This is a genomic window from Serratia proteamaculans (assembly GCF_013337185.1).
GTDB lineage: Bacteria > Pseudomonadota > Gammaproteobacteria > Enterobacterales > Enterobacteriaceae > Serratia > Serratia proteamaculans_D.
In genome coordinates, this window is record NZ_SWDE01000006.1 from 202,557 (window position 1) to 228,858 (window position 26,302).

At 53.0% G+C, this 26,302-nt stretch carries 25 protein-coding genes and 1 riboswitch; of the genes, 12 read left to right on the top strand and 13 right to left on the bottom strand.

The features are described from left to right. Nucleotides 1-71 precede the first annotated feature (71 nt). Together FCL49_RS20725 and FCL49_RS20730 are read left to right on the top strand one after the other, a co-directional pair. Nucleotides 72-386 (top strand): hypothetical protein, encoded by a 315-nt coding sequence (locus FCL49_RS20725; RefSeq protein WP_174354956.1) that lies wholly within the window; start codon nt 72-74, stop codon nt 384-386. A gap of 217 nt (nt 387-603) precedes the next feature. Further along, a complete protein-coding gene (locus FCL49_RS20730) occupies nt 604-3,609 on the top strand; it encodes an autotransporter outer membrane beta-barrel domain-containing protein (protein WP_174354957.1) in 3,006 nt (1,001 codons plus the stop codon). 23 nt (nt 3,610-3,632) lie between these two features. On the opposite strand, the gene rluF is transcribed toward FCL49_RS20730, so the two are convergent. Then, a complete protein-coding gene (rluF, locus tag FCL49_RS20735; RefSeq protein WP_174354958.1) occupies nt 3,633-4,430 on the bottom strand; it encodes a 23S rRNA pseudouridine(2604) synthase RluF in 798 nt (265 codons plus the stop codon). A gap of 198 nt (nt 4,431-4,628) precedes the next feature. On the opposite strand from rluF, the gene FCL49_RS20740 reads away from it, so the two are divergent. Both FCL49_RS20740 and FCL49_RS20745 read left to right on the top strand, forming a co-directional pair. Then, complete coding sequence (locus tag FCL49_RS20740) at nt 4,629-4,937, top strand: YcgJ family protein (RefSeq protein WP_174355034.1); 309 nt, start codon at nt 4,629-4,631, stop codon at nt 4,935-4,937. Nucleotides 4,938-4,986: 49 nt separating this feature from the next. Then, nucleotides 4,987-5,322 (top strand): TonB family protein, encoded by a 336-nt coding sequence (locus FCL49_RS20745; RefSeq protein WP_254611121.1) that lies wholly within the window; start codon nt 4,987-4,989, stop codon nt 5,320-5,322. A gap of 708 nt (nt 5,323-6,030) precedes the next feature. Here FCL49_RS20745 and FCL49_RS20750 read toward each other — a convergent pair. The 5 genes from FCL49_RS20750 to FCL49_RS20770 all read right to left on the bottom strand — a co-directional run bounded on the left by FCL49_RS20750 (nt 6,031) and on the right by FCL49_RS20770 (nt 10,321). Next, on the bottom strand, nt 6,031-6,912 hold the full coding sequence (locus FCL49_RS20750; protein ID WP_174354959.1) for a hypothetical protein: 882 nt from the start codon (nt 6,910-6,912) through the stop codon (nt 6,031-6,033). Continuing rightward, nucleotides 6,899-7,363 carry an NUDIX hydrolase gene (locus FCL49_RS20755; RefSeq protein WP_174354960.1) on the bottom strand — a complete coding sequence of 155 codons (465 nt, stop codon included), beginning with the start codon at nt 7,361-7,363 and terminating at the stop codon, nt 6,899-6,901. Before FCL49_RS20755 ends, FCL49_RS20750 begins: the two co-directional genes overlap by 14 nt. A 13-nt stretch (nt 7,364-7,376) precedes the next feature. Continuing rightward, the gene (locus tag FCL49_RS20760; RefSeq protein ID WP_174354961.1) at nt 7,377-8,534 is read right to left on the bottom strand and encodes a DegT/DnrJ/EryC1/StrS family aminotransferase; all 1,158 of its coding nucleotides are present in this window, start codon (nt 8,532-8,534) and stop codon (nt 7,377-7,379) included. A 107-nt stretch (nt 8,535-8,641) separates the two neighbouring features. After that, nucleotides 8,642-9,517 (bottom strand): NAD-dependent epimerase/dehydratase family protein, encoded by an 876-nt coding sequence (locus FCL49_RS20765; RefSeq protein WP_174354962.1) that lies wholly within the window; start codon nt 9,515-9,517, stop codon nt 8,642-8,644. Between the two features lie 354 nt (nt 9,518-9,871). Then, nucleotides 9,872-10,321, bottom strand: coding sequence for a winged helix-turn-helix transcriptional regulator (locus tag FCL49_RS20770; RefSeq protein ID WP_174354963.1), 450 nt, complete (start codon nt 10,319-10,321; stop codon nt 9,872-9,874). Between the two features lie 95 nt (nt 10,322-10,416). Here FCL49_RS20770 and FCL49_RS20775 point away from each other — a divergent pair, with 95 nt between their 5' ends. From FCL49_RS20775 to FCL49_RS20790, 4 genes are all read left to right on the top strand, one after another. After that, nucleotides 10,417-11,652 carry an MFS transporter gene (locus FCL49_RS20775; RefSeq protein WP_174354964.1) on the top strand — a complete coding sequence of 412 codons (1,236 nt, stop codon included), beginning with the start codon at nt 10,417-10,419 and terminating at the stop codon, nt 11,650-11,652. Nucleotides 11,653-11,767: 115 nt separating this feature from the next. Further along, complete coding sequence (locus tag FCL49_RS20780; RefSeq protein WP_174354965.1) at nt 11,768-12,475, top strand: GntR family transcriptional regulator; 708 nt, start codon at nt 11,768-11,770, stop codon at nt 12,473-12,475. A 9-nt stretch (nt 12,476-12,484) separates the two neighbouring features. Then, nucleotides 12,485-13,462, top strand: a complete 978-nt coding sequence (locus FCL49_RS20785; RefSeq protein ID WP_174354966.1) for a sugar phosphate isomerase/epimerase family protein — start codon at nt 12,485-12,487, stop codon at nt 13,460-13,462. A 107-nt stretch (nt 13,463-13,569) separates the two neighbouring features. Next, nucleotides 13,570-14,835, top strand: coding sequence for an MFS transporter (locus tag FCL49_RS20790; RefSeq protein WP_174354967.1), 1,266 nt, complete (start codon nt 13,570-13,572; stop codon nt 14,833-14,835). Nucleotides 14,836-14,877: 42 nt separating this feature from the next. On the opposite strand, the gene FCL49_RS20795 is transcribed toward FCL49_RS20790, so the two are convergent. Then, nucleotides 14,878-15,303, bottom strand: coding sequence for a GNAT family N-acetyltransferase (locus FCL49_RS20795; protein ID WP_174354968.1), 426 nt, complete (start codon nt 15,301-15,303; stop codon nt 14,878-14,880). Between the two features lie 68 nt (nt 15,304-15,371). Beyond that, nucleotides 15,372-15,463: riboswitch (TPP riboswitch) on the top strand. 36 nt (nt 15,464-15,499) lie between these two features. Here FCL49_RS20795 and thiM point away from each other — a divergent pair. The 4 genes from thiM to FCL49_RS20815 all read left to right on the top strand — a co-directional run bounded on the left by thiM (nt 15,500) and on the right by FCL49_RS20815 (nt 19,029). Next, a complete protein-coding gene (gene thiM, locus FCL49_RS20800; protein WP_174354969.1) occupies nt 15,500-16,294 on the top strand; it encodes a hydroxyethylthiazole kinase in 795 nt (264 codons plus the stop codon). Then, entirely contained in the window at nt 16,291-17,091 is an 801-nt protein-coding gene (gene thiD, locus FCL49_RS20805) for a bifunctional hydroxymethylpyrimidine kinase/phosphomethylpyrimidine kinase (RefSeq protein WP_174354970.1), read from the top strand. The genes thiM and thiD overlap by 4 nt, the downstream gene beginning before the upstream one ends. A gap of 86 nt (nt 17,092-17,177) precedes the next feature. Continuing rightward, nucleotides 17,178-17,636 carry an inhibitor of vertebrate lysozyme family protein gene (locus FCL49_RS20810; protein WP_174354971.1) on the top strand — a complete coding sequence of 153 codons (459 nt, stop codon included), beginning with the start codon at nt 17,178-17,180 and terminating at the stop codon, nt 17,634-17,636. A 358-nt stretch (nt 17,637-17,994) separates the two neighbouring features. Next, entirely contained in the window at nt 17,995-19,029 is a 1,035-nt protein-coding gene (locus FCL49_RS20815) for a methyltransferase (protein WP_061069179.1), read from the top strand. Between the two features lie 57 nt (nt 19,030-19,086). On the opposite strand, the gene gutQ is transcribed toward FCL49_RS20815, so the two are convergent. From gutQ to FCL49_RS20845, 6 genes are all read right to left on the bottom strand, one after another. Continuing rightward, complete coding sequence (gutQ, locus tag FCL49_RS20820) at nt 19,087-20,058, bottom strand: arabinose-5-phosphate isomerase GutQ (protein WP_174354972.1); 972 nt, start codon at nt 20,056-20,058, stop codon at nt 19,087-19,089. Between the two features lie 132 nt (nt 20,059-20,190). Next, a complete protein-coding gene (gene fbaB / locus FCL49_RS20825) occupies nt 20,191-21,240 on the bottom strand; it encodes a class I fructose-bisphosphate aldolase (RefSeq protein WP_012146277.1) in 1,050 nt (349 codons plus the stop codon). 306 nt (nt 21,241-21,546) lie between these two features. After that, nucleotides 21,547-22,233 carry a GntR family transcriptional regulator gene (locus FCL49_RS20830; RefSeq protein WP_017893653.1) on the bottom strand — a complete coding sequence of 229 codons (687 nt, stop codon included), beginning with the start codon at nt 22,231-22,233 and terminating at the stop codon, nt 21,547-21,549. A gap of 128 nt (nt 22,234-22,361) precedes the next feature. Then, nucleotides 22,362-23,834, bottom strand: coding sequence for a mannitol dehydrogenase family protein (locus FCL49_RS20835; protein ID WP_174354973.1), 1,473 nt, complete (start codon nt 23,832-23,834; stop codon nt 22,362-22,364). Nucleotides 23,835-23,892: 58 nt separating this feature from the next. Beyond that, a complete protein-coding gene (locus FCL49_RS20840) occupies nt 23,893-25,182 on the bottom strand; it encodes an MFS transporter (protein WP_135317559.1) in 1,290 nt (429 codons plus the stop codon). Between the two features lie 89 nt (nt 25,183-25,271). Then, nucleotides 25,272-26,288, bottom strand: a complete 1,017-nt coding sequence (locus FCL49_RS20845) for a Zn-dependent oxidoreductase (protein ID WP_174355036.1) — start codon at nt 26,286-26,288, stop codon at nt 25,272-25,274. Between the last annotated feature and the right edge of the window lie 14 nt (nt 26,289-26,302).

The following is a 26,302-nucleotide window of genomic DNA, read 5'->3' on the forward strand; positions in this document are numbered from 1 at the left end:
GTGGGGATTTGGATAAGGTAAAACATAGAACCATTCAGCGTTTGGATCTGTTTGGTTGAAAAGGATAATTTATGAAGAAACCATTTATCGCTCTGGCCGTCACTTTACTGATCGCCGGTTGTTCAACGTTGAAAACCGATCAGGCAATACCCTTGCTGCAGGCGGAAACGGCTAAAATGCTGGGTCTGGGCTCATCAGACGAAATTACCGTGACCAATGTTAACGGCGCCCAACCCGACGCACTGGGTGGACAAAAACTCTCTTACCGCGCCACCACTGAAAAAGGGCGGATTTTCGACTGCTCTTCGATGATGATGCCAGGGTTTTTAGGATCTGCGCCATCGCTGACCGCCCCGAGCTGTACCCCGGTTGTCACGCATAAATAATCTCCTGTGGGCGTGAGCCGAGGGGAAAATCAGTATTGATCCGCAAGCCTAATAAGTTTGGCATTGAGGCATTAGCGCTGGGGGGCAATAAGCTGACGTCTCGATGGCAATCCGTTTATGTTTGCGGCATTACGCACTCTACACCCTCTAATACATTGAATTTTTCATATAAATAATAATTTTGATGGTACTAAGTTAATTAGGCCGGAGAGAAAACATGAAAGATAAAATATCGCATCACTTAGCGGTAAGAAAACCGCTTTCCAAAGTTTACCTCGCACTTTTTTCCGCGCCATTGATATTGATCGGATCTGCCGATATTGCTCGGGCCGACGACGTTATATTCGATGGTGAATCCAAAGTGACAGAACCCTTAGCCTACAGCGGCAATGTTTACGTCGGTCGCAATCAAAGTGGCAACCTGTTGATAGATAATGGTCAGGTCGGCGGCTATAACATCAATATCGGCACTCGCTCAGACGGCAAAATTTATGAAAGCCTGGTCACGGTCAGAGGACCGAACGCGGTATTGAGCGCCGTCAACGATCAAAATGTTCTGCGTGGCAGTTTGAACCTCGGCCAGGGGACATTACGGGTTGAAGATGGCGGGCTGGCCAGTGCGAAAGAAATTATCGTCGGCACCACCGGAGGTTACGACAGCCATTTGAATGTCAAAGGCGCCGGTTCCAGGGTGACCAGCGACAGGCTTGGCATCGGCTTTGGGCAAGGAGCGCGTTCCACTCTGTTGATTGAAGATGGCGGGGTGGTGACAACCACGGCCGCCGCCAGAATAGACAGCGGATTCATCCCCGATGAGGCTGACAAACTGAACCCCAAAGCCACGGTGACGGGCAAAAACTCGCAGTGGAACATCAGCCAAACGCTCACGGCCAACGGCGATGTGGACGTGCTCAATGGCGGCGTGGTTAACGTCGGTAGCGCGGAAATTGCCGGCGTTTCTGGCTCGCGCAAAACTGCCGAGCTTTATATCGCCGGTGAGGGCTCGCGCTTTACCAGTGCCGGCAGCGTCAACGTGGGGGACTATGGCAACGGTGTGCTGTCGCTGGTGGACGGCGGAACATTCTCCGCCGGGGCCAACGAGCTGCGGTTGGGCGATACCGGCTCCGGTTCGAACAGGGGCGCGCTAATCATCGGCAGCCGCGGCAATATGGATACCGGCACCGGTCTGACCGAACCCACGCTAGGTGCAGCGGGCGGTGCGGGTACTCTCGATGCCCAAACGGTGGTCAATCTGCGCGGTGGGTTATTCGGTAGCTACGTGTACTTTAACCATACCTCTGACAGCTACGATTTCCGCAATAAGATGGTTGGCGAAGGTGAAGTGATCAACACCGCTGGGCGGACGACGCTGAGCGGGGATCTTACCCAGCTTAAGGCGAACGTAACCGCCCGTGGCGGCAAAATCATCATTAACAGCGATATCAATACGCAGCCAGAAGACAGTCCTTTCGACGTGCAGACGCTGAGTGCCGAGAATGGCAGTACGCTGATCCTCAATGCGACAGCCGGTTCCGACGTCAGCAATGGCCTGGGCTACAGCAGTGCTGCTTCGATCAAATCCGGCGGCACGTTGGGCGGCAATGGCACTTTAGGCCAGACAGAAATTCAGTCCGGCGGCCATATTTCTCCCGGCGACGGGAATATTGGCACTCTGACGCTGAAACGCTATCTGAATTTCATTGGTGAATCTTTCTACGACGTCGATATCGCCGGCGATGGCAGCAGTGACAAACTGGTGGTTACGGGTAAAACCACCATCAGCGATCAGGCCAAGGTGCAGGTGACCGCGCTGGACCCGCAAACCAGCTATAAGACCGGCCAAAGCTACCGTATTTTAACCTCGGAAGGGGGAATTGACGGGCAGTTCGCCGAAGCGGTCTCAAAATCTGCGTTCCTGGACGTGGCGCTCAAACACGATGCTAACGCTGTGGATCTGATGATTGCGCAGAAAGGCGGCGGCGAGAACCCAGGCGGTGAAAATCCAGGTGGGGAAAACCCAGGCGGTGAGAATCCGGGCGGTGAAAACCCAGGTGGCGAAAATCCAGGTGGTGAGAATCCGGGAGAAGGCAGCGGCAAGCCCGGTATTTTCCAGACGGTGGCACAAACCGACAACCAATGGAATACCGCGGGTGCTCTCTCTACTCTGGCGCAAGGCGGCCCTTCATTGGCCCTGTACAACTCACTGTTGTTATTGAGTGCGCCCGAAGCACGTGAGGCATTCAATCAACTGTCTGGTGAGGTTTATCCCTCCATGCAATCTAACCTGATTGCCGGCAGCACCATGCTGTTCAATGTGCTCAATCAGCGTATGTTGCGCGCTTTTGATAACGATACGTTGCCTGTTCCACCATTGGCGATGACGCTGGTTCAACCGGCGCAGGCCGAAAACAGTGGCGTGTGGGGGCAGACGTTTGGCTCATGGGCAAGAAACAGCGGTAACGACAACGTCGGAAAACTCGATGGCAACACCAGCGGTTTCCTGCTGGGGGCAGACCATAAATTAGCGGATAGCAGTGTTCGCGTTGGCGGGTATTTTGGTTATAGCCGCGGTGATTATGATGTCGATAGCCGCCGCTCCAAGTCCGACAGCGATAACTATCACCTCGGTCTGTATGCCGCAGGGCAGCAGGGCGCCTTCTCGTTACGTGGCGCGTTGGGTTACACCTGGCACCGGCTGGAAAATGAACGCAACGTTAACTTCGGTAATTACTCGGATCGGCTTAAGGCAGACTATGATGCTGACTCGCTGCTGGCGTTCACCGAAGCGGGCTACCGTTTTGGGCAGTCGGACGCGAATCTTGAGCCTTTCGTCAATCTGAGCTACATCCGTCTGCATACGGATAACTTCGAGGAAAGTGGCGGTGCCGCCGCGCTCAGCGTGCGTAATGAAACGATGAATACCTTCTATTCCACGTTGGGCGTGCGCGGTACGGTTGAACTGCCGCAGAACGTCAGTCTTTACGGCTCATTGGGTTGGCAGCATGCCTACGGTGATAAAACTACCTCTTCGCGCATGGCCTTTGCCGGCAGCGATGCGTTTACCACACAGGGCACCGCGGTTGACGACAACCTGATGGTGGCAGACGTTGGGGTGAGCGTGAAGCTGTCGCGATCCACTAGCCTGGATCTCGGCTATCAGGGGCAATACGGTTCTGATACCCAGGTTAATGCCGTTAATGCCAACATCCGATGGTCATTCTGATTTTTTGATAAATTCGGTTTCAGTTATAACGGGGTATCGTTGGGCAGCAGGTTATTGTTGCCTGGCGGTATCTCGGCTCCCGGCAGGTCGAGGTCCTCAGACGAAGAGTGCTCAAGCAGCTTGAATAACTCGGTCCGTTCATCCTCGCTCAGGTCCCGCCATTCGCCCAGCGCCAACCCTGCCAGACTGATGTTCATAATGCGCACGCGCTCAAGTCGGGTGACTTGATAGCCGAAGTATTTACACATACGGCGGATTTGGCGGTTAAGCCCCTGCACCAGCGTAATGCGAAACACCTGCGGAGTTTCCTGCACCACCTGGCATTTATGGGTCACCTTGCCCAATATCGGCACGCCCGCTCCCATGCCCTGAATAAACTCATCGGTCAGCGGTTTATCGACGGTGACCAGGTACTCTTTTTGGTGATTGTTGCCGGCGCGCAGGATCTTATTGACCAGTTCACCGCGGTTGGTCAGAAAAATCAGCCCCTGAGAATCTTTATCCAGACGGCCGACGGGGAAAGTGCGCTGGCTATGATTAACGAAATCACCGATGTTGTTCGGCACGTGTTTGCCCATGCTGGTGATGATGCCCACAGGTTTATTCAGCGCGATCAGCACCAGACCTGCATCATTACGCGGCGCTATCTGCTGCCCGTCAACACTCACAACATCGCCAATAAATACCGGCGCACCCACTGCGGCCAGGTTATCGTTGATAAAAACCTTACCCAGTTTGATACAGCGATCGGCCTGACGGCGGGAACAGATACCGCTGTCGCTAATGTATTTATTCAGGCGAATGGAAGATTGAGTTGGCATGGTGTCCCCGTAAAACGCGGACTATACATCACCCGGGGGGTATTGCGAAGATTGCATAAAATTGCACATCGTCAAGGCCCTGTTTTTTATGGCAGTATGGTGCTCCCAATAACGGGCGCTCTGCCATTAAACGAGGCTGACTCATTGAATAAAATAGCACTTTCATTCTCACTGACTCTGCTGCTTGCCGCATCTGCGATGCCTGTGCAGGCGAAGCAAAACTCATCCCTCAAGTCGCCGGCACCAGGCGTGTTGTGCGACCGTTATACCTGTGCGAATGGCACCGATGGCGTTTCCCGCCCATTGACCGAAAAGTATCTCGGCAAGAAAGTCGCCACCAAACTGTTTTCGCAAGGTGACTTCGACCCGACTGAGTTCACCTTTGCCAATGGCATTTTCTGCGATGTCAAAGAGCGGCTGTGCCGCGAGGATCGCTACTACGGCGAAGGCGGTAAACGCACCGGTGCCGTTTCCAGGAAATACACCGAGCTGCTTTTCGGCCACTAAACTGCCAGAGCCTGGCAGTTGCACGAGCTAACTTAAGGAGTGAGTTGCAATGATGAAATCTACGGTCAAGATGATGTTGTTAGTGTTTTTTTCGCTATCTCTGACGGCTTGCACCGGCAGTGAGAAGGCCGCTAGATCACCATCAAATTCAGTAACAGCCCTGCAGAAGCCACAAACCGACTTCGCCAGGGTTAAATTTGACGTTGATACAGAGGGGCGTGTTCAGAACATTCGCCTTCTTGAGTCTCATCCCAGCGGTATTTTTGACAATGAGATGAGGTTGGCAATGCAGAAGTGGCGTTATGAAAGCGATAAACCTAAGAAAGATGTCATTGTTAACATCCGTTTTAAAAGCGAGAGTCCTGCGGTAGGTGAATCATTTTAGTTTTCTCTGCACTGCTAGCGCAGGCCAACTAGTGAATGGCAAGCTTTGGCTCACCCGCGGCATCAAAGCGACGTTTCCGCCAATCATCTGGCGCAACAGCTGTAGTACTTTACTTAGGGACTCTTCAGTCAGTCTCGTGGAGTGGGAGCAGTCAGTAATTTCTCCCGATCGCGCTACGTAAAACCTGAAGTCCCCCAATTCCCCGATAAGAAATTATTTTTCACGTAGCGCTATATGATAATAAATTCCCCACATTCAAGAGAGCTGAAGGGACGATGTCGGAAAACTCAGGCGCTATTGTGCCTGAGAACGCCGCAGTGATCGTTTGCAATAAATCGGCTGCCGCAGAACTGTAAATCGGTAAAACTGATGTATAACGGAAAAATACCGAAGAGTAAGGATAGAAATAGCGGCTGCGATTGACGTCCGTAAAACTGCTACCGGGGGGCATAAACGCCCTATGTTGTGTTAAAAACCGGAGCCAATATACCCTATAGGGATTATCCACAAAAACAGGGGGTAGGTCTGTGGGGGCGGCTTTATAGGGGGTTACCCGAAGGCCAACACAGGACAAGAAAAGCCGGCCTCGGGAAGGTTAGCATAACAACATCATCGCAGCGGAAAATTCTTATCAGCCAGGGTGAAAAGCGACGGTATTGTCGGTGGGAATGCGACGTAATTAATTTATGATCAGCAGCTAAAGCGAGCTTACTGATTCTTAGCTGAAGTTTTGCTAAGTAGAAAGACTAGGCAGAGAATAGATATACTGCATATCCATGTCGATACAGGGATCACTTCACCCACAAATACCCCTGAAAGAAGGAGAGTCAGTGGGAGTCTGATATAACTTACTGAACTAACCTCTAACCTGAATGGTGTAGAGAGTGAGATAATATTCATAATACTTCCGGCCATTGCGAGCATCCCACTGATAGCCAGCCAACTAAATTTTATGGCGTCAGGTGGAGGTATTTCATTATATAAAATATAAATTAAAGTCAAAGAAAAACCACAAAGGTTGTAAACGGAAAGATAATTAACTAAATTATCTTTCCCCCGATTTAATCCCGAAAAAACAAATGCCTGAAAGGCCACGCTTGCAATATAAATGTAATTCGCGGAAAGAGCAATGTTGCTATCACCCCTGAAGAGGACAAAACTAATTGAAATAATCGATAAAAACAATAACCAAGACTTTAAGTTGTAAGCCACTTTAAAAACGATGGAGCTAAATAAAATAAAGAGGGCGGGTCTCAGTTGTCCTGCAAGGGCAAACCCAGACAAACTGCCCGCAATAATTGCATACACCCCGCACACTGAATTGATTATATTAGCCCCTGCAAAAGTTAAGGTTTTTCCATCTCTAAAAGCCTCTGGATTACAAAAAAATAGAAGAGGTAGACCGAAACTGAACCGAAAAAGTGCTATCCACGCTACAGGTACATCGCTCAAGAACAATTTTGACAAAAAATCTGAACCCATGTAGAGGAATAATGAAACCAAAGCAATGAGTATTGTCGAGTTTTTAGATGTAAAACGGGCCGAAGCCCGTATAAATAAATCGTTAGAGTGGGCTTCAGACTGACTCATTGTGTCCTTTCCTGTCCAGATAGTATTTCAAATAGTGAACATACTCATCATCCATGTTATCCGGAAGCTTGCAGAGGCTGAAAAAATCAAGTGCCTGTCCTTCTTTCGGGTCGTTAATTATCTCACCAGACCAATTTTCTGAATAATAAAGAGAGGTGATGACATTGATTTCATCTTTGTTTTTCAACGTAAAGGTATATTCGGGACCAGAAAAAACATTCAGGTGATGCAACTCATGAATATCAATGTTTGTTTCTTCTTTTACCTCGCGTAGTGCCGTCTGTTCCAGTGATTCTCCCGGCTCAAGCAGTCCGCCAGGTAGCCCCCAACTTCCATCGGTTCGATGTTGCAGCAGCACGTGTTGATTCTTATCCAGAATGATAACGTTAGCCCCGGCCAAAAGCAGTAATTGATGTCCTATCATGCTTCTTATCTGTTTGACGTATGACATTTTTTTCCCGTGATTATGAATGCAGTTCCTGAATAGCACGTATAGCCCGTGCGACTTTTTCGGCATCATTTTTCGATAGATCAGGATATAAAGGAAGGCAAAGGATACTCCGCGCAATACTTTCCGTGATGGGGAGAGTAGTGTGGGAGTACTCACGAAATGCTCTCATCTCATGCAATGCCGGATAGAAGTATTTTCGTGTTGGGATACCCATTTGCAGCAATGCTTGAGCCAGCCTGTCTCGGTCACAGCCGAAGCGCTTTGCATCGATAACTATCGATAGGTCTTTATAAGTTGTTTTCACATTGGTAGGAACAGTTTGAAGCGAAATTCCGGGTATATCACTGATGATTGCTTTGTAGGTCTCTGCCAAACTCGTACGAAGGTGAATGCTTTCACTAAGATGATTGAGAGAAGCGATGCCGAGTGCGCACTGCATCTCGCTCAACCGCCCATTTAATCCAGCAAAGGCGTTATCATAATCTCCACCATTACCATATTCTTTCAATATTCTGATACGATCTGCCAGCGCTGCGTTATTCGTCGATATTAACCCGCCTTCTCCGGTTACAAGGGTTTTTGTTGGTGTAGTACTAAACACTTCCACATCCCCGAAACCTCCAATCTTTATACCGTTGAGTTCTGAACCCATCGCATGAGCAGAATCATAAATAAGTTTGAGGTTATGTTTACCTGCAATTTCTTGTAATTTTTCACACTCTGCAGGGATGCCAAAAACGTGAACGGCCATGATGGCTTGCGTTTCAGATGTGATTTTACTTTCCAAATCTTTTGGGCAAATTGTGTAGGTATCAGGGAGGCAATCTACGAATACTGGTTTGGCTCCTGCCCGTACGATAGCATTTGCAGTTGCACAGAAAGTGAATGCCGGAACGAGCACTTCTCCTGTGATTTCCATGGCAAGTAGGGTGAGAATAAGGCCTGTTGTTGCCGAAGAAACGGCAATGACGTTTTCTGTGCTGATAAATTCACTGACATTACTCTCGTAAAGGGTATTAAGCTTACCCTTAGTCAGCATCCCTGAAGTCATTACCGACTTTAAACTCTCCTCAATTTCGCTGAAATCTGGCAAAAATGGCTTCAGGAAAGGGAGACCTGCAGGAAAGACCTGTTGATGCTTTTCGGGTACGAGTTGTGCTAAAACGTCCATTTAAGCCGCCTGTTTCTCGGTGGTTTTGAGATTGCTGTAGATGTTTAATGTAGGGCTAGGGATAATATGGCTATCCAGTAGACTTATGATCTGACTAATGCCTTTATCTACGGAGATGCTGGGGATAAAGTCGAGAGTTTCCCTGATTTTTTGAACGAAACCTGATAGCTGCGGTTATCTGATAGTGCTCCGTGGACTTCCACTTTTGAATTTTTGACCAACTGTCCGATTTTATTTCCCAGTTGTGCAAGGGTCATATTCAAATCATCTGATCCAACATTAAACGTTTGATTTATTATCAAGTTTTCTGGTGAAAAGATGATTTTACACAAGGCCTCTGCAACATCATGACAATGAATAAATGGGCGCCACTGGCCTCCGCCATGAACGTTGCATACGCCATCATTCAGCGCTGAAGCTGTCATCCCATTCACGGCAAGATCGAATCGCATTCTGCGAGATGCACCAAATACTGTAGCGAAGCGGCAGTTCGTTATTGTCATATCTGACGAGAACTGTTTAATCACTTCCTCACCCGAAATTTTACTTTCTGCGTAATAGTCCACTGGGTTGAGTACAGATTCTTCTGTAAATAGCGCATCCCCGTAACCGTAAACACTGCAGCTTGATGCAAATACAAACCTGCTGATGCCGGCTTCTGCTGAAGCGCTGGCGAGACGTTCTGTAGCTGTCACGTTGACATCTTGACAAGTTAGTTTGTCGAAGCTGCATGCAGGATTACCAACAATCCCTCCGAGATGGATCACCCCTTCAACACCTTTAAGTGATTTTTTGAGATCAGATATATTTCTCAGGTCACCCCTTACTAACTCAAACCGAGTGTTTTCATAAAAGGGGTAAAGTGCCCCAAATCCAAACATGCCGTTATCTAGCACCCGAACTTGTTTATTATTCTGAAGCAAAATTTCTACAACGTGACTCCCTATATATCCTGCACCACCAGTGACTAGTATCTTTTCCATTGTTTTCCCTGTCTTATTTTGTTTTTGGTGGGTAATTTTTATGAGCTAAAGACCTAAATGTCAATATTAACTTATGTTTTATTAAAGTTAATTAAATCTTCACATTTTTGTAGTAATTTAGTGATGGCGTTATATTTACGATGCCATTTTTTTATTAATTCCATGCATCTTAAAATTTAATTAGGGTGAGATTAGATTTTGTTTAATTATTTCCGCAATATCTGATCTATTTGGGGTTATCGGGTGGTGCAGGGGAACCTCCCCTCATTACACATGGTTGATGTCAGTTTGTATAAAAAAGAGGCTTGGCGTGGGATGCTTTCCGTTTTCTAAGCGGACCCTACTCACAGGATTTCATTCATCACCGACCTTCACCACCAAAGTATTCAGCGGCGTAAGAACCTGCCCGGTGCTGCCGGTTGGCGTCATGCGCGGGATCGGTTGGCGGGTGTCGCTTTCTACCAGTGTTGATCTTGCCTCCTGTGCGTCAAACAGATAATCCTCCCCCCACTGACGCAGGCCGACAATCACCGGGAACAGGGCGCGGCCCTTGTCGGTGAGAATATATTCCTGATAGGCGCTGCCGTCCGAGGCAGGGGCAACCTCCAAAATTCCGTGCGCCACCAGGGTGCGTAGCCGGGTAGAGAGGATATTCTTCGCCATCCCCAGTCCCTTTTGAAATTCACTGAAGCGCCGTACACCGTCGAAGGCGTCGCGCACAATCAGCAGCGACCACCAGTCACCAATCACATCCAGCGTACGTGCCACCGGGCACTGTGCATCTTCCAGACTTTTACGTTTCATGGCTTTCCCTTCCTGCAGCGATATCTGGTTGCATTATAAAACCTCCGTGCGTAAAGTTCATTGGGTTTAATAATGAAACCACTTTGGAGCGAACGATGAGTGATAAAACGCTGGATCCGATTTGTGCCGCGCAGGGCGGAGCGCTGAGTCGTCTGCCTGCGTCGCTGGTGTTATTGCTGGCGGGGGCCAGCGCCTTTAGCGTGGCGAATGTGTATTACGCTCAACCTTTGCTGGATGCCATTGCCCTGGATTTTCATATCAGCCTGGCTTCGGTGGGCATGGTGATCACCGTCACTCAGTTAGGCTGTGCATTGGCCTTGTTGCTGGTGGTGCCGTTGGGCGATCGGGTTAATCGCCATCGGCTGTTGGCGGTTCAGCAACTGCTGTTGATTGCCGCACTTTGTGTAGTCGGTTGGGCGAACAGCAGCCTGTTATTGCTGGTCGGCATGCTGCTGGTGGGGTTACTGGGGACCGCCATGACCCAGGGATTGGTTGCCTTCGCCGCCACCTTGGCAGCGCCGCATGAGCGGGGACGGGTGGTGGGCGCTGCGCAAGGCGGGGTGGTTCTCGGGTTGTTATTGGCGCGCACGCTTTCCGGCGCACTGGCGGACATCGGCGGCTGGCGAGCGGTTTACTTTTTCTCGGCGGCGGTAACCCTGGTTCTGTTGCCTGTATTGGCTCGTCTGTTGCCCGTACACCAAACAGCGCCTTCAACACTCAGCTATCCGGCGCTGTTGCGATCAATGCTGACGCTGCTGTGGCGCGACCGGACGCTACAGATCCGCGGCATGCTGGCGCTGCTGATGTTTGCGGCATTCAGCATCTTCTGGAGTGCCCTGGTGCTGCCACTCAGTCAGGCGCCGTTTAATTTTTCACATTCGGTGATTGGGGCCTTTGGTCTGGTGGGGGCAGTGGGTGCGCTGGCGGCGGTACGTGCCGGACATCTGGCCGATCGCGGCCTGGGGCAGTTGGCAACCGGTATCTGTCTGTTGCTGTTGGTGCTGGCCTGGTTGCCGCTCGGCCTGCTGAGTTACGGGCTGGGATGGCTGATTATGGGCATTGTGCTGCTCGATCTGGCCGGGCAGGCCATTCACGTGTTGAATCAGAGTCTGATTTTCAGCGCACATCCGCAGTCTCATAGCCGGTTAGTCGGCTGCTACATGCTGTTCTACGCGGTGGGCAGCGGGCTGGGGGCCTTTGCCAGTACCCACGTATTCGCTCTGGCGGGCTGGTATGGCGTGTGTTGGCTGGGGGCGAGCGTCAGCCTGACGGCCTTGTTGTTCTGGGGGCTGACGCTGCGTGTGATGCCAGCCTCAGATGCGGCGCATTAGCGGCATCCTTTCGGTTCTGGGACAGGAGTCACATATAAAATTCGGTGCCCCCATTGTTTGTCATAATTCACCGCGATACTGTTATGCAATCTGGTTTAAACCAACAAAGTGAGCTATGGAAAACAACTCTACCGTTGAACTGGCCAAGCAAAGGCTCAATGACTGGCTGAGTCAGGGCGCGATAGCCCCCGGCGACAAGCTTCCATCGGAGCGAGAGCTGGGGGAATTGCTGAACATTAAGCGCATGACACTGCGTCAGGCGCTGCTGTTCCTGGAAAGTGAGTCGAGGATATTCCGTAAGGATCGTCGGGGTTGGTTTGCGGCATTGCCACGCTTTAACTACAACCCCAATTCGTCGACCAGCTTCAAACAGGCGGCGATTGAGCAGGGCCGTTTTCCTTCCTGGGGCTATATGACCAAGGAGCGGGTTTTGACGGCACCGGCGGCTATTTGCGATTTACTGCAGCTTAGTGAAGGGGCAGAGATCTACAAAATCTGTGGCTGGGGGGCGCTGGACAATCATATCGTGTTTTATCACGAAACCTTTATCAGCCCGCAAGAGGCCCCCGGTTTTATCGATCTTTTAGGTGATGGCTCTTTCGCCGATGTGTGGGAAAACGCCTATGGAACCCCGACTCGTACCCATCATCTGGCCTTTAAACCGACCCGATTGTCCGGTGATGCCTGCAAGGTGATGGGCGGCAACGCCAGCACGCCGTCGATTCTGGTAGAGAAGCATCGTGCCGATGCCCAGCGCCGTATCGTGCAGGTGGATATCGAATACTGGCGCTTCGAGTCGGTGGATTTTTTCATTAACTTATAGGTGAACACCATGGATCGCTTAACGGCGGAGAAAGTCCTTCTGCGGGCGCAGAATTTGCCGCTTTATCTGCATGCCTACGCCTTTCATCTCAATATGCGCATGGAGAAAATCCTGCCTGAGGATCTGCTGACCATTGCTCATCAGCAGCAACTGCGCGGCGTGAAAGTGCACGTGTTGGATGGAGAAAGTCGGGCGCTTTGCCACGCCGATGATGCCCGCCTTCGCAACTTTGGTGAGCAGGCACAGCGCTATGGATTGGATATCCATATCGAAACCAGCGCTTCCGACCCGCAGACCATCGATCAGGCGGTGAATATTGCCCTTAAATCCGGTGCCAGTTCGGTGCGCTTCTATCCGCGCTATCAGGGGGCATTGCAGCAAGTGTTGGCGCGCATTGCTGAAGATATTCAGTACATCAAGCGGCGTTATCAGCACTGCGGTCTGAGCTTTACTTTGGAGCAGCACGAGGATCTTAAAAGCCATGAACTGGTTAGCCTGGTGCGAGCGGCAGATTTCCCGCAGCTTTCCCTGCTGTTTGACTTCGCCAACATGATCAATGCCAATGAAGAGCCGCTGGCGGCATTGGCGGCAATGGCTGAAAACATCACCCAGGTGCATATCAAGGACGCACTGATTGTGCGTGAGGATCAGGGAATGGGGCATCGGGCCTGCATTTCCGGACAGGGGGATTTGCCCTTCCGGGAATTGTTATTGGGGTTAATTTGCCTGGGCGAAGAGCGGCCGCAGGTCACCGCTTATGGGCTGGAAGAAGAAGTGGATTATTACGCGCCGCCGTTTCGGTTCAACGGAGAGGGCGATAACCCGCATATTCCATGGCGGGAGATGAGTGAAACCGCGTTACCGGAACAAGGGCTGGAGGAGCGACTTAAAAAAGAGTCTCAGGATGCATTAAATCAAATTCACCATGTTCGAACCATTACTGACAGTTTGATAAAGCAAGCCCGGGAGCTGCTAACCCCGGAATAATATAATAAATAAATTTATAAATAACACATTCTCAATGATGTGGGGAAACACTCGCCCTGTCACTGAGGCAACAACACCGCTTATTATCTAATGGCTGTGAGGGGATTATGCTGACTAAAAAAAGATGGGCACTATTTAGCTTATTGGTCTTGTGTGGAGGGACAATATATAAATTGCCCTCGCTTAAAGATGCGTTTTATGTGCCGATGCAAGAATACTTTCACCTGAGTAACGGGGAAATTGGTAACGCCATGTCGGTCAACTCGATTGTTACCACCATTGGCTTCTTCTTATCGATTTATTTCTCCGACCGCCTGCCGCGACGCTTTACCATGTCATTTTCACTGATCGCTACCGGCTTGCTCGGTATTTATCTGTCCAGCATGCCGGGTTACTGGGGCATTCTGTTTGTCTGGGCGTTATTTGGGGTCACCTGCGACATGCTGAACTGGCCGGTGCTGCTCAAGTCGGTGAGTATGCTGGGGGACAGCACTCAACAGGGGCGACTGTTCGGTTTTTTCGAAACCGGACGCGGCGTGGTAGATACCGTCGTGGCGTTTTCCGCACTGGCGTTGTTTACCGCATTTGGCAGCGGCTATCTTGGCTTCAAGGTTGGGATACTGTTTTATTCGGCTATTGCGATTATCGTAGGGGTTATTATTCTGTTGGTGATGAAGGAAAGCCCGGAGGAAAAAATTTCATCTCCAAGTGAAGCGCCGGTTGATAAAAAACCTGGCATGAGCAGCGTATTAAAAAACAAAACGGTTTGGCTGATTGCCTTCAGCGTCTTCTGTGTTTATGCCGTCTATTGCGGGCTGACGTTCTTTATTCCTTTCCTGAGCCATGTCTATGCATTGCCGATTGCGCTGGTGGGCGCCTATGGGATTATTAATCAGTATTGCCTAAAAATGGTGGGTGGGCCGATTGGCGGTTTGATTGCGGATAAAGTATTAAAATCCCCGAGCAAGTATTTATTCTACACCTTTATTATCAGCGCCATTGCGCTGGCATTATTGATCCTGTTGCCGCATGAGCAAATGCCGGTGTATTTGGGTATGGCCTGTACGCTGGGATTTGGTGCGGTAGTCTTTACCCAACGCGCGGTGTTCTTCGCCCCGATCGGTGAGGCGGGTATTGATGAGGAACACACCGGTGCGGCGATGGCGTTAGGCAGCTTTATCGGCTACGCCCCGGCGATGTTTTGCTTCAGCCTGTACGGCCACATTCTCGATGCCTTCCCAGGGCTAACCGGCTACAAGATTGTCTTTGGCCTGATGGGCATGTTTGCCTGTGCCGGGATAATCGTGTCGGGGCTGCTGGTCAGAAATATCCGCGCACGCGGCAAATTGACCCCGGCGGTTTCTGCCGTCTGACCTGGGGGTTACGAAAAGGGGCGCCGCAGCACGGCGTCCCTCTTACTTTGTCGGCGAGTGCATCAGGTAATAGTCTTCCGCGCCGTCATTGCCGGTAGCGATCGTCCGCCAGCCGTGTTTGTGGTAAAAAGCCAGCGCCTTCTCATTCTTCACCAGGCATTTCAGCGAGCCGGTGGCGGTGAACGTTTGTTCCGCCGCCTGCAGCAGGGCGCTACCGACGCCAAGAGGGGGGAGCTGAGGGTCGACATACAGATTGTGAATAAAGTTATCCTGCCGATAGATCGAGACGAACCCCAGCCGCCTGCCGTTTTCTTCTGCCACCCAAATGTCCTCACCCAGCGTCGAGCGATCGAAATCCTCCAGTCGGTAATCTTCGGTATCACGCCAGGGGAACGCCGCCTTGCGCGATGCCAGATACAGGGTGCGCAGGAAGGGGCGATCGGCCTCTTGGTATTTTCTTATTCGCATGGCGGCTCCTTTTTATTTTTTTGCCACTATAGCGCGATTGACCTCACCGGCGGCAACCCCAATAATGGCGGTCTGACTCGGGGTGCCTCTAGGGGCTGAGATTTTACCCGTATTACCTGATCTGGATTATGCCAGCGTAGGGAAGTCTCGGTGCCCCAACCGGTACCCGCCTTCTTGAACGCCGGTTGGGAGGAATATGTTCGCTCGACCTGATGCTTTACCCGGCGCCCGCGCCGCGGCCTGTTTAACCCAATTTAAACGCCAACCCCCATTGATTCACTGCCTGACCAACGAAGTGGTGCAGGAGCTGACGGCTAACGTGTTGCTGGCGCTCGGCGCTTCCCCGGCGATGGTGGTGGAACCGACCGAAGCGGCACAGTTCAGCCAACTGGCGGATGCCTTGCTGGTCAATATCGGCACCCTCAATGCCTCGCGGGCCGAATCCATGCTGGCAGCAGTAGAAGCCGCCAATGCGGCAGGCACCCCCTGGACGCTGGATCCGGTCGCCGTCGGTGGACTGGCCTATCGCACCGCCTTTGCCCAACGTTTGCTGGGCGAAAAGCCGGCGGCAATCCGCGGCAACGCTTCTGAAATCATGGCGCTCAGTGGCCTGCAGGCGAATGGGCGCGGTGTCGACAGTGCTGACGATTCACTGGCAGCGTTACCGGCGGCGCGTGAGCTGGCTCGTCTCAGTGGCGCGGTGGTGGCGGTGACCGGCGTGGTGGATTACATCACCGATGGCCAGCGTGACTGGGCAGTTGCCGGTGGCGACGTGCTAATGACGCGAGTGGTGGGTACCGGCTGCGCACTTTCGGCCGTGGTGGCGGCATTTTGCAGCCTGCCGGGCGATCGCCTGGACAACGTGGCGACCGCCTGCCGGGTGATGTCACTTTGCGGTGAGATGGCCACGCGCCGGGCCGCCGGGCCGGGCAGTTTTACCCCGGCATTCCTCGATGCTCTGTACCAACTGCGTCCGGAGGACCTGCAATGAAACGGATTAACGCGTTGACCATCGCCGGTACCGATCCGAGCGGGGGGGCCGGTATCCAGGCCGATCTGAAAGCCTTCTCCGCGCTGGGGGCCTATGGCGCCTCAGTGATCACCGCTCTGGTGGCGCAAAATACCCGCGGCGTGCAGTCGGTGTATAACATCGAACCGGCTTTTGTCGCCGCCCAGCTTGATTCCGTGTTCAGCGATCTGCGTATCGACAGCACCAAGATTGGCATGCTGGCCAACGCCGATATTGTGCAGGCGGTCGCGGAGCGTTTACGTCACTATCAGCCGTCTTTTGTGGTACTGGATACGGTGATGCTGGCGAAAAGCGGTGATCCTCTGTTGGCGCCGGAGGCGGTGGAGTCGATTCGCCGCGAGCTGTTGCCGCTGGTGTCGATCATCACGCCGAACCTGCCGGAAGCGGCGGCCCTGCTGGAATGTGCCCCGGCGGAAAATGAAAGCCAGATGCGTGAACAGGGGCGGGCACTGTTGGCGATGGGTTGCCAGGCGGTATTGATGAAGGGGGGTCACCTTAGTGAAAGCGAAAGCCCGGACTGGCTGTTCAGTGCGGGGCTGGAACAACGCTTTACTGCACCGCGCGTAATGACCCGCCATACGCACGGCACCGGCTGCACGCTGTCTGCCGCATTGGCCGCCTTGCGTCCGCGTCACGACGACTGGGCAGGCACGGTGGCTGCCGCCAAGGATTACCTGCAAAAAGCCTTGCAGCAGGCCGATACGCTGGAAGTGGGGCACGGCATCGGGCCGGTGCATCATTTTCACGCCTGGTGGTGAGCCAACTTTTTGCTACCCTTGTGGTCTGACTAGATCCAGGCCCGGCATTGGCCGGGCGCTATCAAATTTTATCAAGGGAGAAGGCCATGACAGGACAAAACGCACTTCGCGGCGCCATCTTTGGCGCGTTGATCAGCTTCAGCGTAGGTGGCTTTGCCCAGCAGATCGTCACGACCTCGGACGTGATCCAGCAGCCTGGCTATCAGACCAGTTGGCAGAACATGGTAAAGGGGCAGGCTCGCTTGCCTGGCTGGGCACGCAAAGGCGTGGGGACTTCGACTCCGGCGCAAAGCCTGAGCTGGAAGGGGCAAAACTATCTGGTGGGTAATATCTGTAAACCCCACGACTGTGCCAACAACTTTATGATGGTGGCATTTAAAGAAGACAAGTCGCAGGCCTGGGCAGTACGCGTCGAAGTGGCTAATAAGCCGGAAGCGATTGACCATCCAAAGAAATATGCCAAATACCAATGGCTGGGCAAGCCTGACGACGACATGAAGGCGCTGCTGAAACAACAGTTTGAGAATAATCCCGACTGGAAATAATCAGTTTTCGGCTGAATGCAGATGCCTTCAGCCGAATTTTTAAGGTATGTGTCTATTATTGAAATGAAATTTATATAAAATAAATCCTGGTTAGGAATATATTGCTTCATAATGAATTAATTATCTAATTGTATCTATGCTTTATCATTTTGTTTTTCCTGTTATATATATTCCTTTGCCATTTAATTGGTTGCATGATTTATGGTTGTTTTTTTCCGATAACCTTGTTGGATCTATGGCTTTATTTTATTTAGTGTCTATGATCTTGTTTGGCGAATTTATTTCACCTGAAATAAATAATCATTGTTAATTTTGCAATGGTGTCTGGGGTTAAATATCCAAACGGAGCATTATGATCATGGCAACTAATCACGTCACTCTTTCTGAAGATGAAAAAGCCTCTTTGTATTTGTTGGATCAAACGATGGGATTCACCGTGCAGGCCGCCTTGCGGGCTGCGGCTGAGCTGTGCGTGGCCGATCATCTGATCGACGGCCCCAAAACGGCCCAGGAGCTGGCAAGGAAGCTGGAAGTAAATAGCAGAATGCTGCATCGGGTCTTGAGTATTCTGGCATCGCGCAATATTTTTTCCGTTTCCGAAGACGGACGTTTCTCGCTTAACCCAGTAGCGCAATATTTACGTTCAGACTTGCCGGATTCACTGCGCGGCGGTGTAATGATGCTGACGGATGAAACAATGTGGCGTCCGTTGGGAAAATTGGCAGCAACGTTACGCGGCGAACCGGTATTTAAACAAATATTCGGCATGCCATTCTATGATTATTGGTCGCAAGAGGATATTCCTGACGCGGAAAATGATTTCCATATCGGCATGGCATCGATGTCGGCGTTGGAAAATAAAATTTTGATGCGTAGTTATAAATTCCCCGAGCATTCTACGGTGGTAGATATCGCTGGGGGATTTGGCGGATTACTGCTGAGCGTATTACGTGCCAATCCGACGGTTAAAGGCATTCTTTTTGACCAACCGCAGGTATTGCCAAGAAACCGCCTTGGTGAGTTGGGTGATGATTCGCGTTGGGAAACCTGCGCGGGCAGTTTCTTTGAAGCCTGCCCGACGGCAGACTTTTATCTGTTGAAATTTATCGTCATGGACTGGGCCGATGAGCCGGCCAGCCGCATATTACGCACCTGTCGTAATGCGATGCACCCGCAATCGAAGCTATTGCTTATTGAACCTGTAATAGTGCCGAATAACACCGCCTGGGACAGCTGCCGGGAGCTTGATTTGGTTCTGATGGGCAGTTTTGACGGTGGGCAGGTGCGCACCGAAGAAGAACTGAAGGCGCTGTTAGCCAGCGCCGACCTGAAGCTGAACCGGATTATCGATACCGGTTGTTATTTGTCGATCGTCGAGGCTGTACCGAATTGATACCCGAGATGAATAGGCAAGGAGGAACCCGCATTGCTGCGGGTTTCTTCAGTTTAATTAGCCGATTCCGGCCTGATGCAGGTCGTGCAGGTTGATGGCACCCACCAACACCCCTTCCAGATTGACCACCGGCGCAGCGCTGATGTGCTGTTCGTGCAACGCTTCCAGTGCTTCTCCGGCGCGCCATTGTTCCGGTAAACGGTAGCCGGGGCGGGTGATCGCCGGGCTTAATGCATCTTGCAGACTATTGCCCTTCACCAGCCAGCGACGCAGGTCACCGTCGGTAAATACCCCCACCACTTTCTGCTGTGCGTCGCACACTGGCACCAGTCCCAGCCCGGTGCGGCTCAGTTCAAGCATCGCTTCCATCACGTTGGCGCTTTCACTGACCTGCGGCAGGCGATCGCCGGTACGCATCAGGTGGTGTACCCGGTTCAGCAGGCGTGCGCCCAGACTGCCGCCCGGATGCGAACGGGCAAAGTCTTCGGCGTTGAAACCGCGTTGACGCATCAGCGCCATTGCCAGTGCATCGCCCATCATCAGCGTATTGACCGCGCTGGAGGTCGGCGCCAGCCCCATCGGGCAAGCCTCGCGCTCAACGCTGATATCCAGTACGCAGGCCGCCGCTTGGGCCAACGGCGATTCTTTGCCGCCAGTAATGGCGATCACCGGGATGTTATTTTCCGCCAGTAACGGCAGGATCAGATCCAGTTCTTTGGCTCGGCCAGAGTAGGAGATAAACACCACTACGTCGTCGGCGCCAATCATGCCGAGATCGCCATGCAGTGCTTCTGCCGGGTGCACGAAGAACGACGGAGTACCGGTACTGGCCAGCGAGGCGGCAATTTTTTTACCGATGTGGCCGGATTTGCCGATGCCGGAAATCACCGCCTTGCCGCGGCAGTTCAGCAGCAGTTCGCAGGCACAGACAAAGTTGTCGTCCAGTCTTGCCAGCAGGCGTTGTGCTTCGGCCAGCTCAATTTCCAGCGTTTCGCGGGCAAAGGCCAGCAGGGCGGCGCTATTACTCATCAGAGGCTCCGGTAACAGACTTAAGATGAAAGACCATGTCTTATAAGGCAAAAATATCACGGCTTGGATCAAAGGGATAATAAAAAACCCGGCGAACCGGGTTGTGAAGAACAGGTTTGCTAAATAGCGGGATTAGGCGATGGTGACTTTCTTGTCCAGATAGGTGTCCTGAACGGCATTGATCAGCGCGACACCTTCTTTCATCGATTTCTTGAACGCTTTACGCCCCAGAATCAGGCCCATGCCGCCTGCACGCTTGTTGATGACCGCGGTGCGCACCGATTCCTGCAGATCGTTCTCACCGGCGGCACCACCCGAGTTGATTAACCCGGCGCGGCCCATATAGCAATTGGCTAACTGGTAACGAACCAGATCGATCGGGTGGTCAGTGGTCAGTTTGCTGTAGACGCGATCGTCGGTATAACCGAATTTCACCGCGCGGTAACCGCCGTTGTTTTCCGCCATTTTCTGCTTAACGATATCGGCGCCGATGGTGGCGGCAATATGGTTGGCCTGGCCGGTGAGGTCGGCACTGGAATGGTAATCCACGCCGTCTTTGTTAAAGGCCGGGTTACGCAGGTAAGCCCACAGGACGGTAACCATGCCCAGTTCGTGGGCGCGCTCGAAGGCGCTTGATATTTCCTCTATCTGGCGGCGTGACTGCTCGGAACCAAAGTAGATGGTGGCGCCGACCGCGACCGCGCCCATATTGAAAGCCTGCTCGACGCTGGCATACAGGGTTTGGTCATATTGGGTCGGATAACTCAGGGTTTCGTTGTGGTTCAGTTTGACCAGGAACGGAATTTTGTGGGCATAGCGGCGCGATACCGAAGCCAGCACGCCGTAAGTGGAGGCGACGCAGTTACAACCGGCCTCAATCGCCAGTTCAACGATATTTTTCGGATCAAAGTACAGCGGGTTGGCGGCGAAAGATGCGCCGGCGGAGTGCTCAATCCCCTGGTCAACCGGCAGAATCGACAGGTAACCGGTGCCGGCCAGGCGGCCGTGATTAAGCAGGCTTTGCATCGAACGCAGAACGGTGTTGGGACGGTTGTTATCGATCATGATCCGGTCGACAAAGTCGGCGCCCGGCAGGTACAGATTTTCAGCAGGGATGGTGGTACAGCGGTGTTGCAACAGGTCTTCCGCTTCCTTTCCTAACAACTGCGCAATATCAGTCATGATTAACTCCTGATTAGCTTCTTCATACACCGACAATAAAAACCATAGGGGATATTTATTCACCGGCGTAGTAAAAAGCGGTGATTGAAGCTGTAAAAACGATAGTAATGAAATCCTGATAGCAAGGAGAAACAATAGATGCGATTGAGAGGAAATGCCATTTGCAAAGCCAAATAGCGAGGGGCGATCGCCTAATACCGGTCAGCTAAGCAAAGTTCTGAATAGGAATGTATGACGTTGTTTAAGTGGGCGTCCCCCTCTCCAGAGGGAGAGGGCCGGGGTGAGGGGCTTTTGCGTTGTGCTTGACTATTCGGCGTCGAACCACTCGGTATTTTGCAAAGAAATGGGGGTAATGGAGTAGATCATCTCTTGCAGGTGCTCATGGATGGCACGCTCGGCGGCATCGGCATCCTGCGCCTTCAGCGCGGCAAAAATGCGGTAATGTTGCTGCAGCAGGCTTTCCGGCGGCGAGACTTCGCTCAGGCTGAGAAAACGCACCCGGTCCATGGTGGCCTTGATGGTTTCTATGGTCTCCCAGGCCAGCGGGCATTCGGCAAACTGGGTGAGCAACTGGTGAAATTCATCGTCCAGCGCCAGGAATTCACGCGTCTGTTTGTTCTGCGCCGCCAGCTCCTGACGGTGCAAATTATGCTCCAGCGTCATCAGCTGTTCCTGGGTGATGCGTTCTGCCGCGCGGCGCACAATTGCGCATTCAACTGCCTGACGAATAAAGCGTCCGTCGGCTACCCGTTTGGCGGAAATCTTCATCACGAAAGTCCCGCGCTGCGGCAAGATCTGCACCAATCCGGCCTCTGCCAGCTTGATAAAGGCTTCGCGCACCGGTTGGCGAGAAACGCTAAAGCGGGTGGAGATCTCTTTCTCTGACAACAGCGTGCCGGGGGGAATGGTGCAGTCGACGATATCCTTACGCAGGAAACGGTAGATCTGCTGATTAACCGGGAGGCTATTGGTGAGATTGTAGGATTCAGACATGGTGACGATCGGTCATCTGGCTTGGATTTGGATGCCACCATACTAGCAGATTATCTTGCTGCCGCGGCGGATAATTCTTAATGCAGCCAGGCGAACGCTGAGTGGGTTCACTCAGCGTTTTATCCAGATCAAACGGGCAGCAATCTGGCCACACTCTCTTTGGCACCCTGCGTCAACAGCGCCAGATAGGCATCGGTTACGGTACTGACGAATCGTGGGCTATCAGGAAGATCGCGGCCAAAGACCGTATCGAGCTGCAGCAGCGCCAGCACCCGCTGCGGGCCTTCGCTGCTGTTGTCGACCAGTTCTGTCAGGCGTTCACTTAATGGGTCGCTGATCTCGATTGTCCGGCCCTGTTCATCCTTGCCGCCAACGTAGCGCATCCAACCAGCGACGCCTAACGCCAGGCAACTGAAATCGCTGCCGTGCGCCAGATGCCAACGAATGGCGTCCAGCATGCGCTGCGGCAGTTTTTGCGTGCCGTCCATGGCAATTTGCCAGGTTCGGTGCTTTAGCGCGGTATTGCGGTAACGGGCCAGTAGCGAGTCGGCGTAGTGCGTCAGGCTCAGATTACGCACCTGCAGCGTCGGCGCCTGCTCGGCCAGCATCAGGTGACGTGCCACTTTAACGAAATCCTCGTCCTGCATGCAGTCGCTGATATGTGTATAGCCGGCCAGATAGCCCAGATAAGCGAGAAATGAATGGCTGCCGTTGAGCATCCGCAGCTTCATTTCTTCGTAGGGCAGCACGTCGCTGACCAGTTCGGCACCGGCTTTTTCCCACGCCGGGCGTCCCTGCGGAAAGTTATCTTCGATCACCCATTGGCGGAAGGGCTCACAGGCGACAGCAACTGGATCGGCGATGCCACCGAGTAAAGCCTCGATGTGTTGCTGTGTTTCCGCCGTGACCGCCGGGACAATGCGGTCGACCATGGTTGATGGAAACGCGACCTGTTGTTCGACCCAGGCGGCCAGTTGCGCATCCTGCCGCTGTGCCAACTGGCTGAGTACGTTGCGGGTTACCTGACCGTTGGCCGGCATGTTGTCGCAGGACATCACGGCAAACGCCGGCAGGCCCCGTTGCCGCCGCCGCCGCAGTGCGGCCAGGATCAGACCGGGGGCGGATTGCGGGTGCAGCGGGTTGGCGATGTCATGCTGAATATCCGGATGTTCCGCCAGTAACTGGCCACTGGCAGGCTGGTAACAGTAGCCTTTTTCACTGATGGTCAGCGAAACGATGGCCACCTCCGGCTGCGCCATGGCCTCGAGCACGGCTTCCAGTCCGTCAACCTGCAGGTGTAACGCCTGCCTGACAACGCCGATCACCTGACCCTGCCAGCCATCGCTGTCCATTTCGGCGACCGTATACAGTAAATTCTGCTGCCGCAGGTCGGCGATTTTTTGTTGGCCGTTGTGCATGCTGATGACGCAGTAACCCCAGTCGCTGGCGTGCTCGTTAGCCAGCTGTTCGGCATACACCGCCTGATGCGCGCGAAAAAATGCGCCAAAGCCCAGGTGCACGATGCGCGGTTTAATCTGTTCGCGAGGGTAACCCGGCTGCGCAACCGCCGACGGCAGCACGCTGTTGCTGGAAAGTGTCATGCTGGAATTCCTGAAAGTGGGGGCAGAAAAGGGGGCGACGTTAGCCGCCCCGGATGCGTTAGGGTTTTGAGATTTGCGGTTGCACGCTATTGCGTGGCGCTTTGATCACCAGCAATACCAGCACCGCCCCGAGCGCGGCCACGCCGCCCGCCAGCATAAAGGCGCTGTCGAACTTGCCGGTGTTTTGCACAATGTAGCCGGTCACCACCGGGCCAATGATGCCGGAAACGCTGCCGACCAGATGGATAAAGCCGCTGGCGCCACCGACCCGGGATTTATGCACCACGTCCTGGATAATGGCCCAGTAAATCGCCCCGGTGATGTACAGGAAGAAGATTGATACCGACATTAGCATGACCGCCGGAACCACGCTGCTGACGGTACCCGCCAGTGCCACGCAGACAGCCGCCGCCAGCAGGCTGGTGACCAGTACAATCTTGCGCGACAGCAACAGCTTGCCGGTGATATTGAAAATCTTGTCGGAGATATAGCCACCGAGCGCCAACCCGACAAAGCCGACAATCCATGGGATCATGGTGGTGAGGCTCATTTCCTTGATGTTCAGGTTGTGCGCCTGCACCAGGTACGACGGGAACCAGCTCAGGAAGAAGAACAGGATGTAGTTGTAGCAGAAGAAGGCGAATGCCGTGACCAGGATGATCGGCTGCTTCAGATAATAACCCAGCCCGTGCGCGGCATTGCTCAGCTCTTCTTCGGCGCTGTGAGTTTCTTCTTTCAACTGGTTAATCAGCGCCAACTCTTTATCACTGACGCGTTTGCTTTTCGCCGGGTTATCCGCCACCACGAAGAACCACACCAGCATCCAGACGATGCCGATCGAGCAGATGATCATAAACGCCGGTCGCCAGCCGAACGCTAACGCCAGATAACCGACGATCGGCCCGGCCACGGCACCGCCCAAAGGGGAACCGGCGCTGAGCAGGCCCATCGCGGTCGCCGCCTGCTTCTTCGGGAACCAGCCGTTGATCATTTTATTGGCGGAGGCGCAGATCGGCCCTTCGGCCATGCCGAACAGCACGCGCAGGATCAGCATGGAATAGAAGCCGGTGGCTAATGCCGTCATGCCACAGAAGATAGACCACAGGCCGACGGCGATGCCGAGTACCAACGTCGGGCCGAATTTGTCTACCGCCAGCCCACCGATAAAGTTAAAGATGGCGTAACCGAAGAAGAAGCTGCCAAAGATGATGCCGAACTGCTCGGCATTCAACATCAGATCCTTCTCGATCATCGGTACGGTAATCGACAGCGCGACGCGGTCAAGGTAGTTGATCATGTAAACCATAAACAGCAGGAATACGATGGTCCAACGCAGGTTTTTAAACATAAAAGCACTCCACTTGGTGTTGTTTTAATCGCGATGCTTTGTTGTCTGCAAAGGCGGCGCTAAGCCGCCCGATGCCCCGGTGAAAAAAATTAACTAAATTGCAGTAATACCTTGCAGCAGGTGCGCTGATCTTTTTCGAACATCAGCATCGCCTGTTCAACCTCGTTGGCCGGCACGCAGTGAGTAATGAGTTTCTGCGGGTCGATTTTCCCGCTGGCCATCCAATCGATCACCTGTGGGAAGCGTGCGCTGTTGAGGCGCGAGGAGAAAATTGACAGCTCTTTACTGGTGATGCTTTGTTGAGTAATGGTGCAGGCCTCGCCGGAGAACCCCATGATGCCGATGCGCGCTGCCGGGGAAGCCAGATTGATCGCCTCTTGCAAAATGGTCGGATGGCAGGCGGCGTCGACGATCAACGTCGGGCGGATGCCGCGTCGTTCCAGCTCGGCGGGCAATGACGCTTCGGCATTGTTGAACGTCCAGTCGGCGCCGTTTTCCAGTGCCATCTCCAGCCGTTCCCTGATGCGGTCGGTGACGATCACCTGCTTCACGCCGTAGACGCCTTTCAGCGTTTGGATCACCGTCAGCCCCATTGGCCCGGCACCGTAGACCAGTGCAATATCATCGGCATTGGGCTGCAGATGAGCGGTGATATTGGCGGCAATGGTGAAGGGTTCGACCATGGCGGCGTGACGATCGCTGATGCTGTCCGGAATGCGGTAGGCGTTGCGCGCCGGGGCACAGGCGTAGTCACTGAAACCGCCATCGCGATGCACACCGATCACTTGCAGCTCGGTGCAGACGTTGGGACGACCGATGGAACAAGGATAGCAATGGCCGCAGCTGACGACCGGATCGACCGAAACGCGTTCGCCGAGCCGCAGCGGGCTGACATCGCTGCCCACCTGATCAATCACGCCAAAAAACTCGTGGCCGATCACTCGTGGGTAGCGGGCGAACGGGTTATGCCCATGATAAATATGCACATCAGAACCACAGATACCGGCAAATTTAACCTTAACCCGCACTTCATTGGCCGCCGGTTGCGGCAAGGGGCGCTGCTGGATAGCCAGCAGGCCGGGCTGTTCAATGACCACGCTTTGCATGGCGCTTTCTCCTG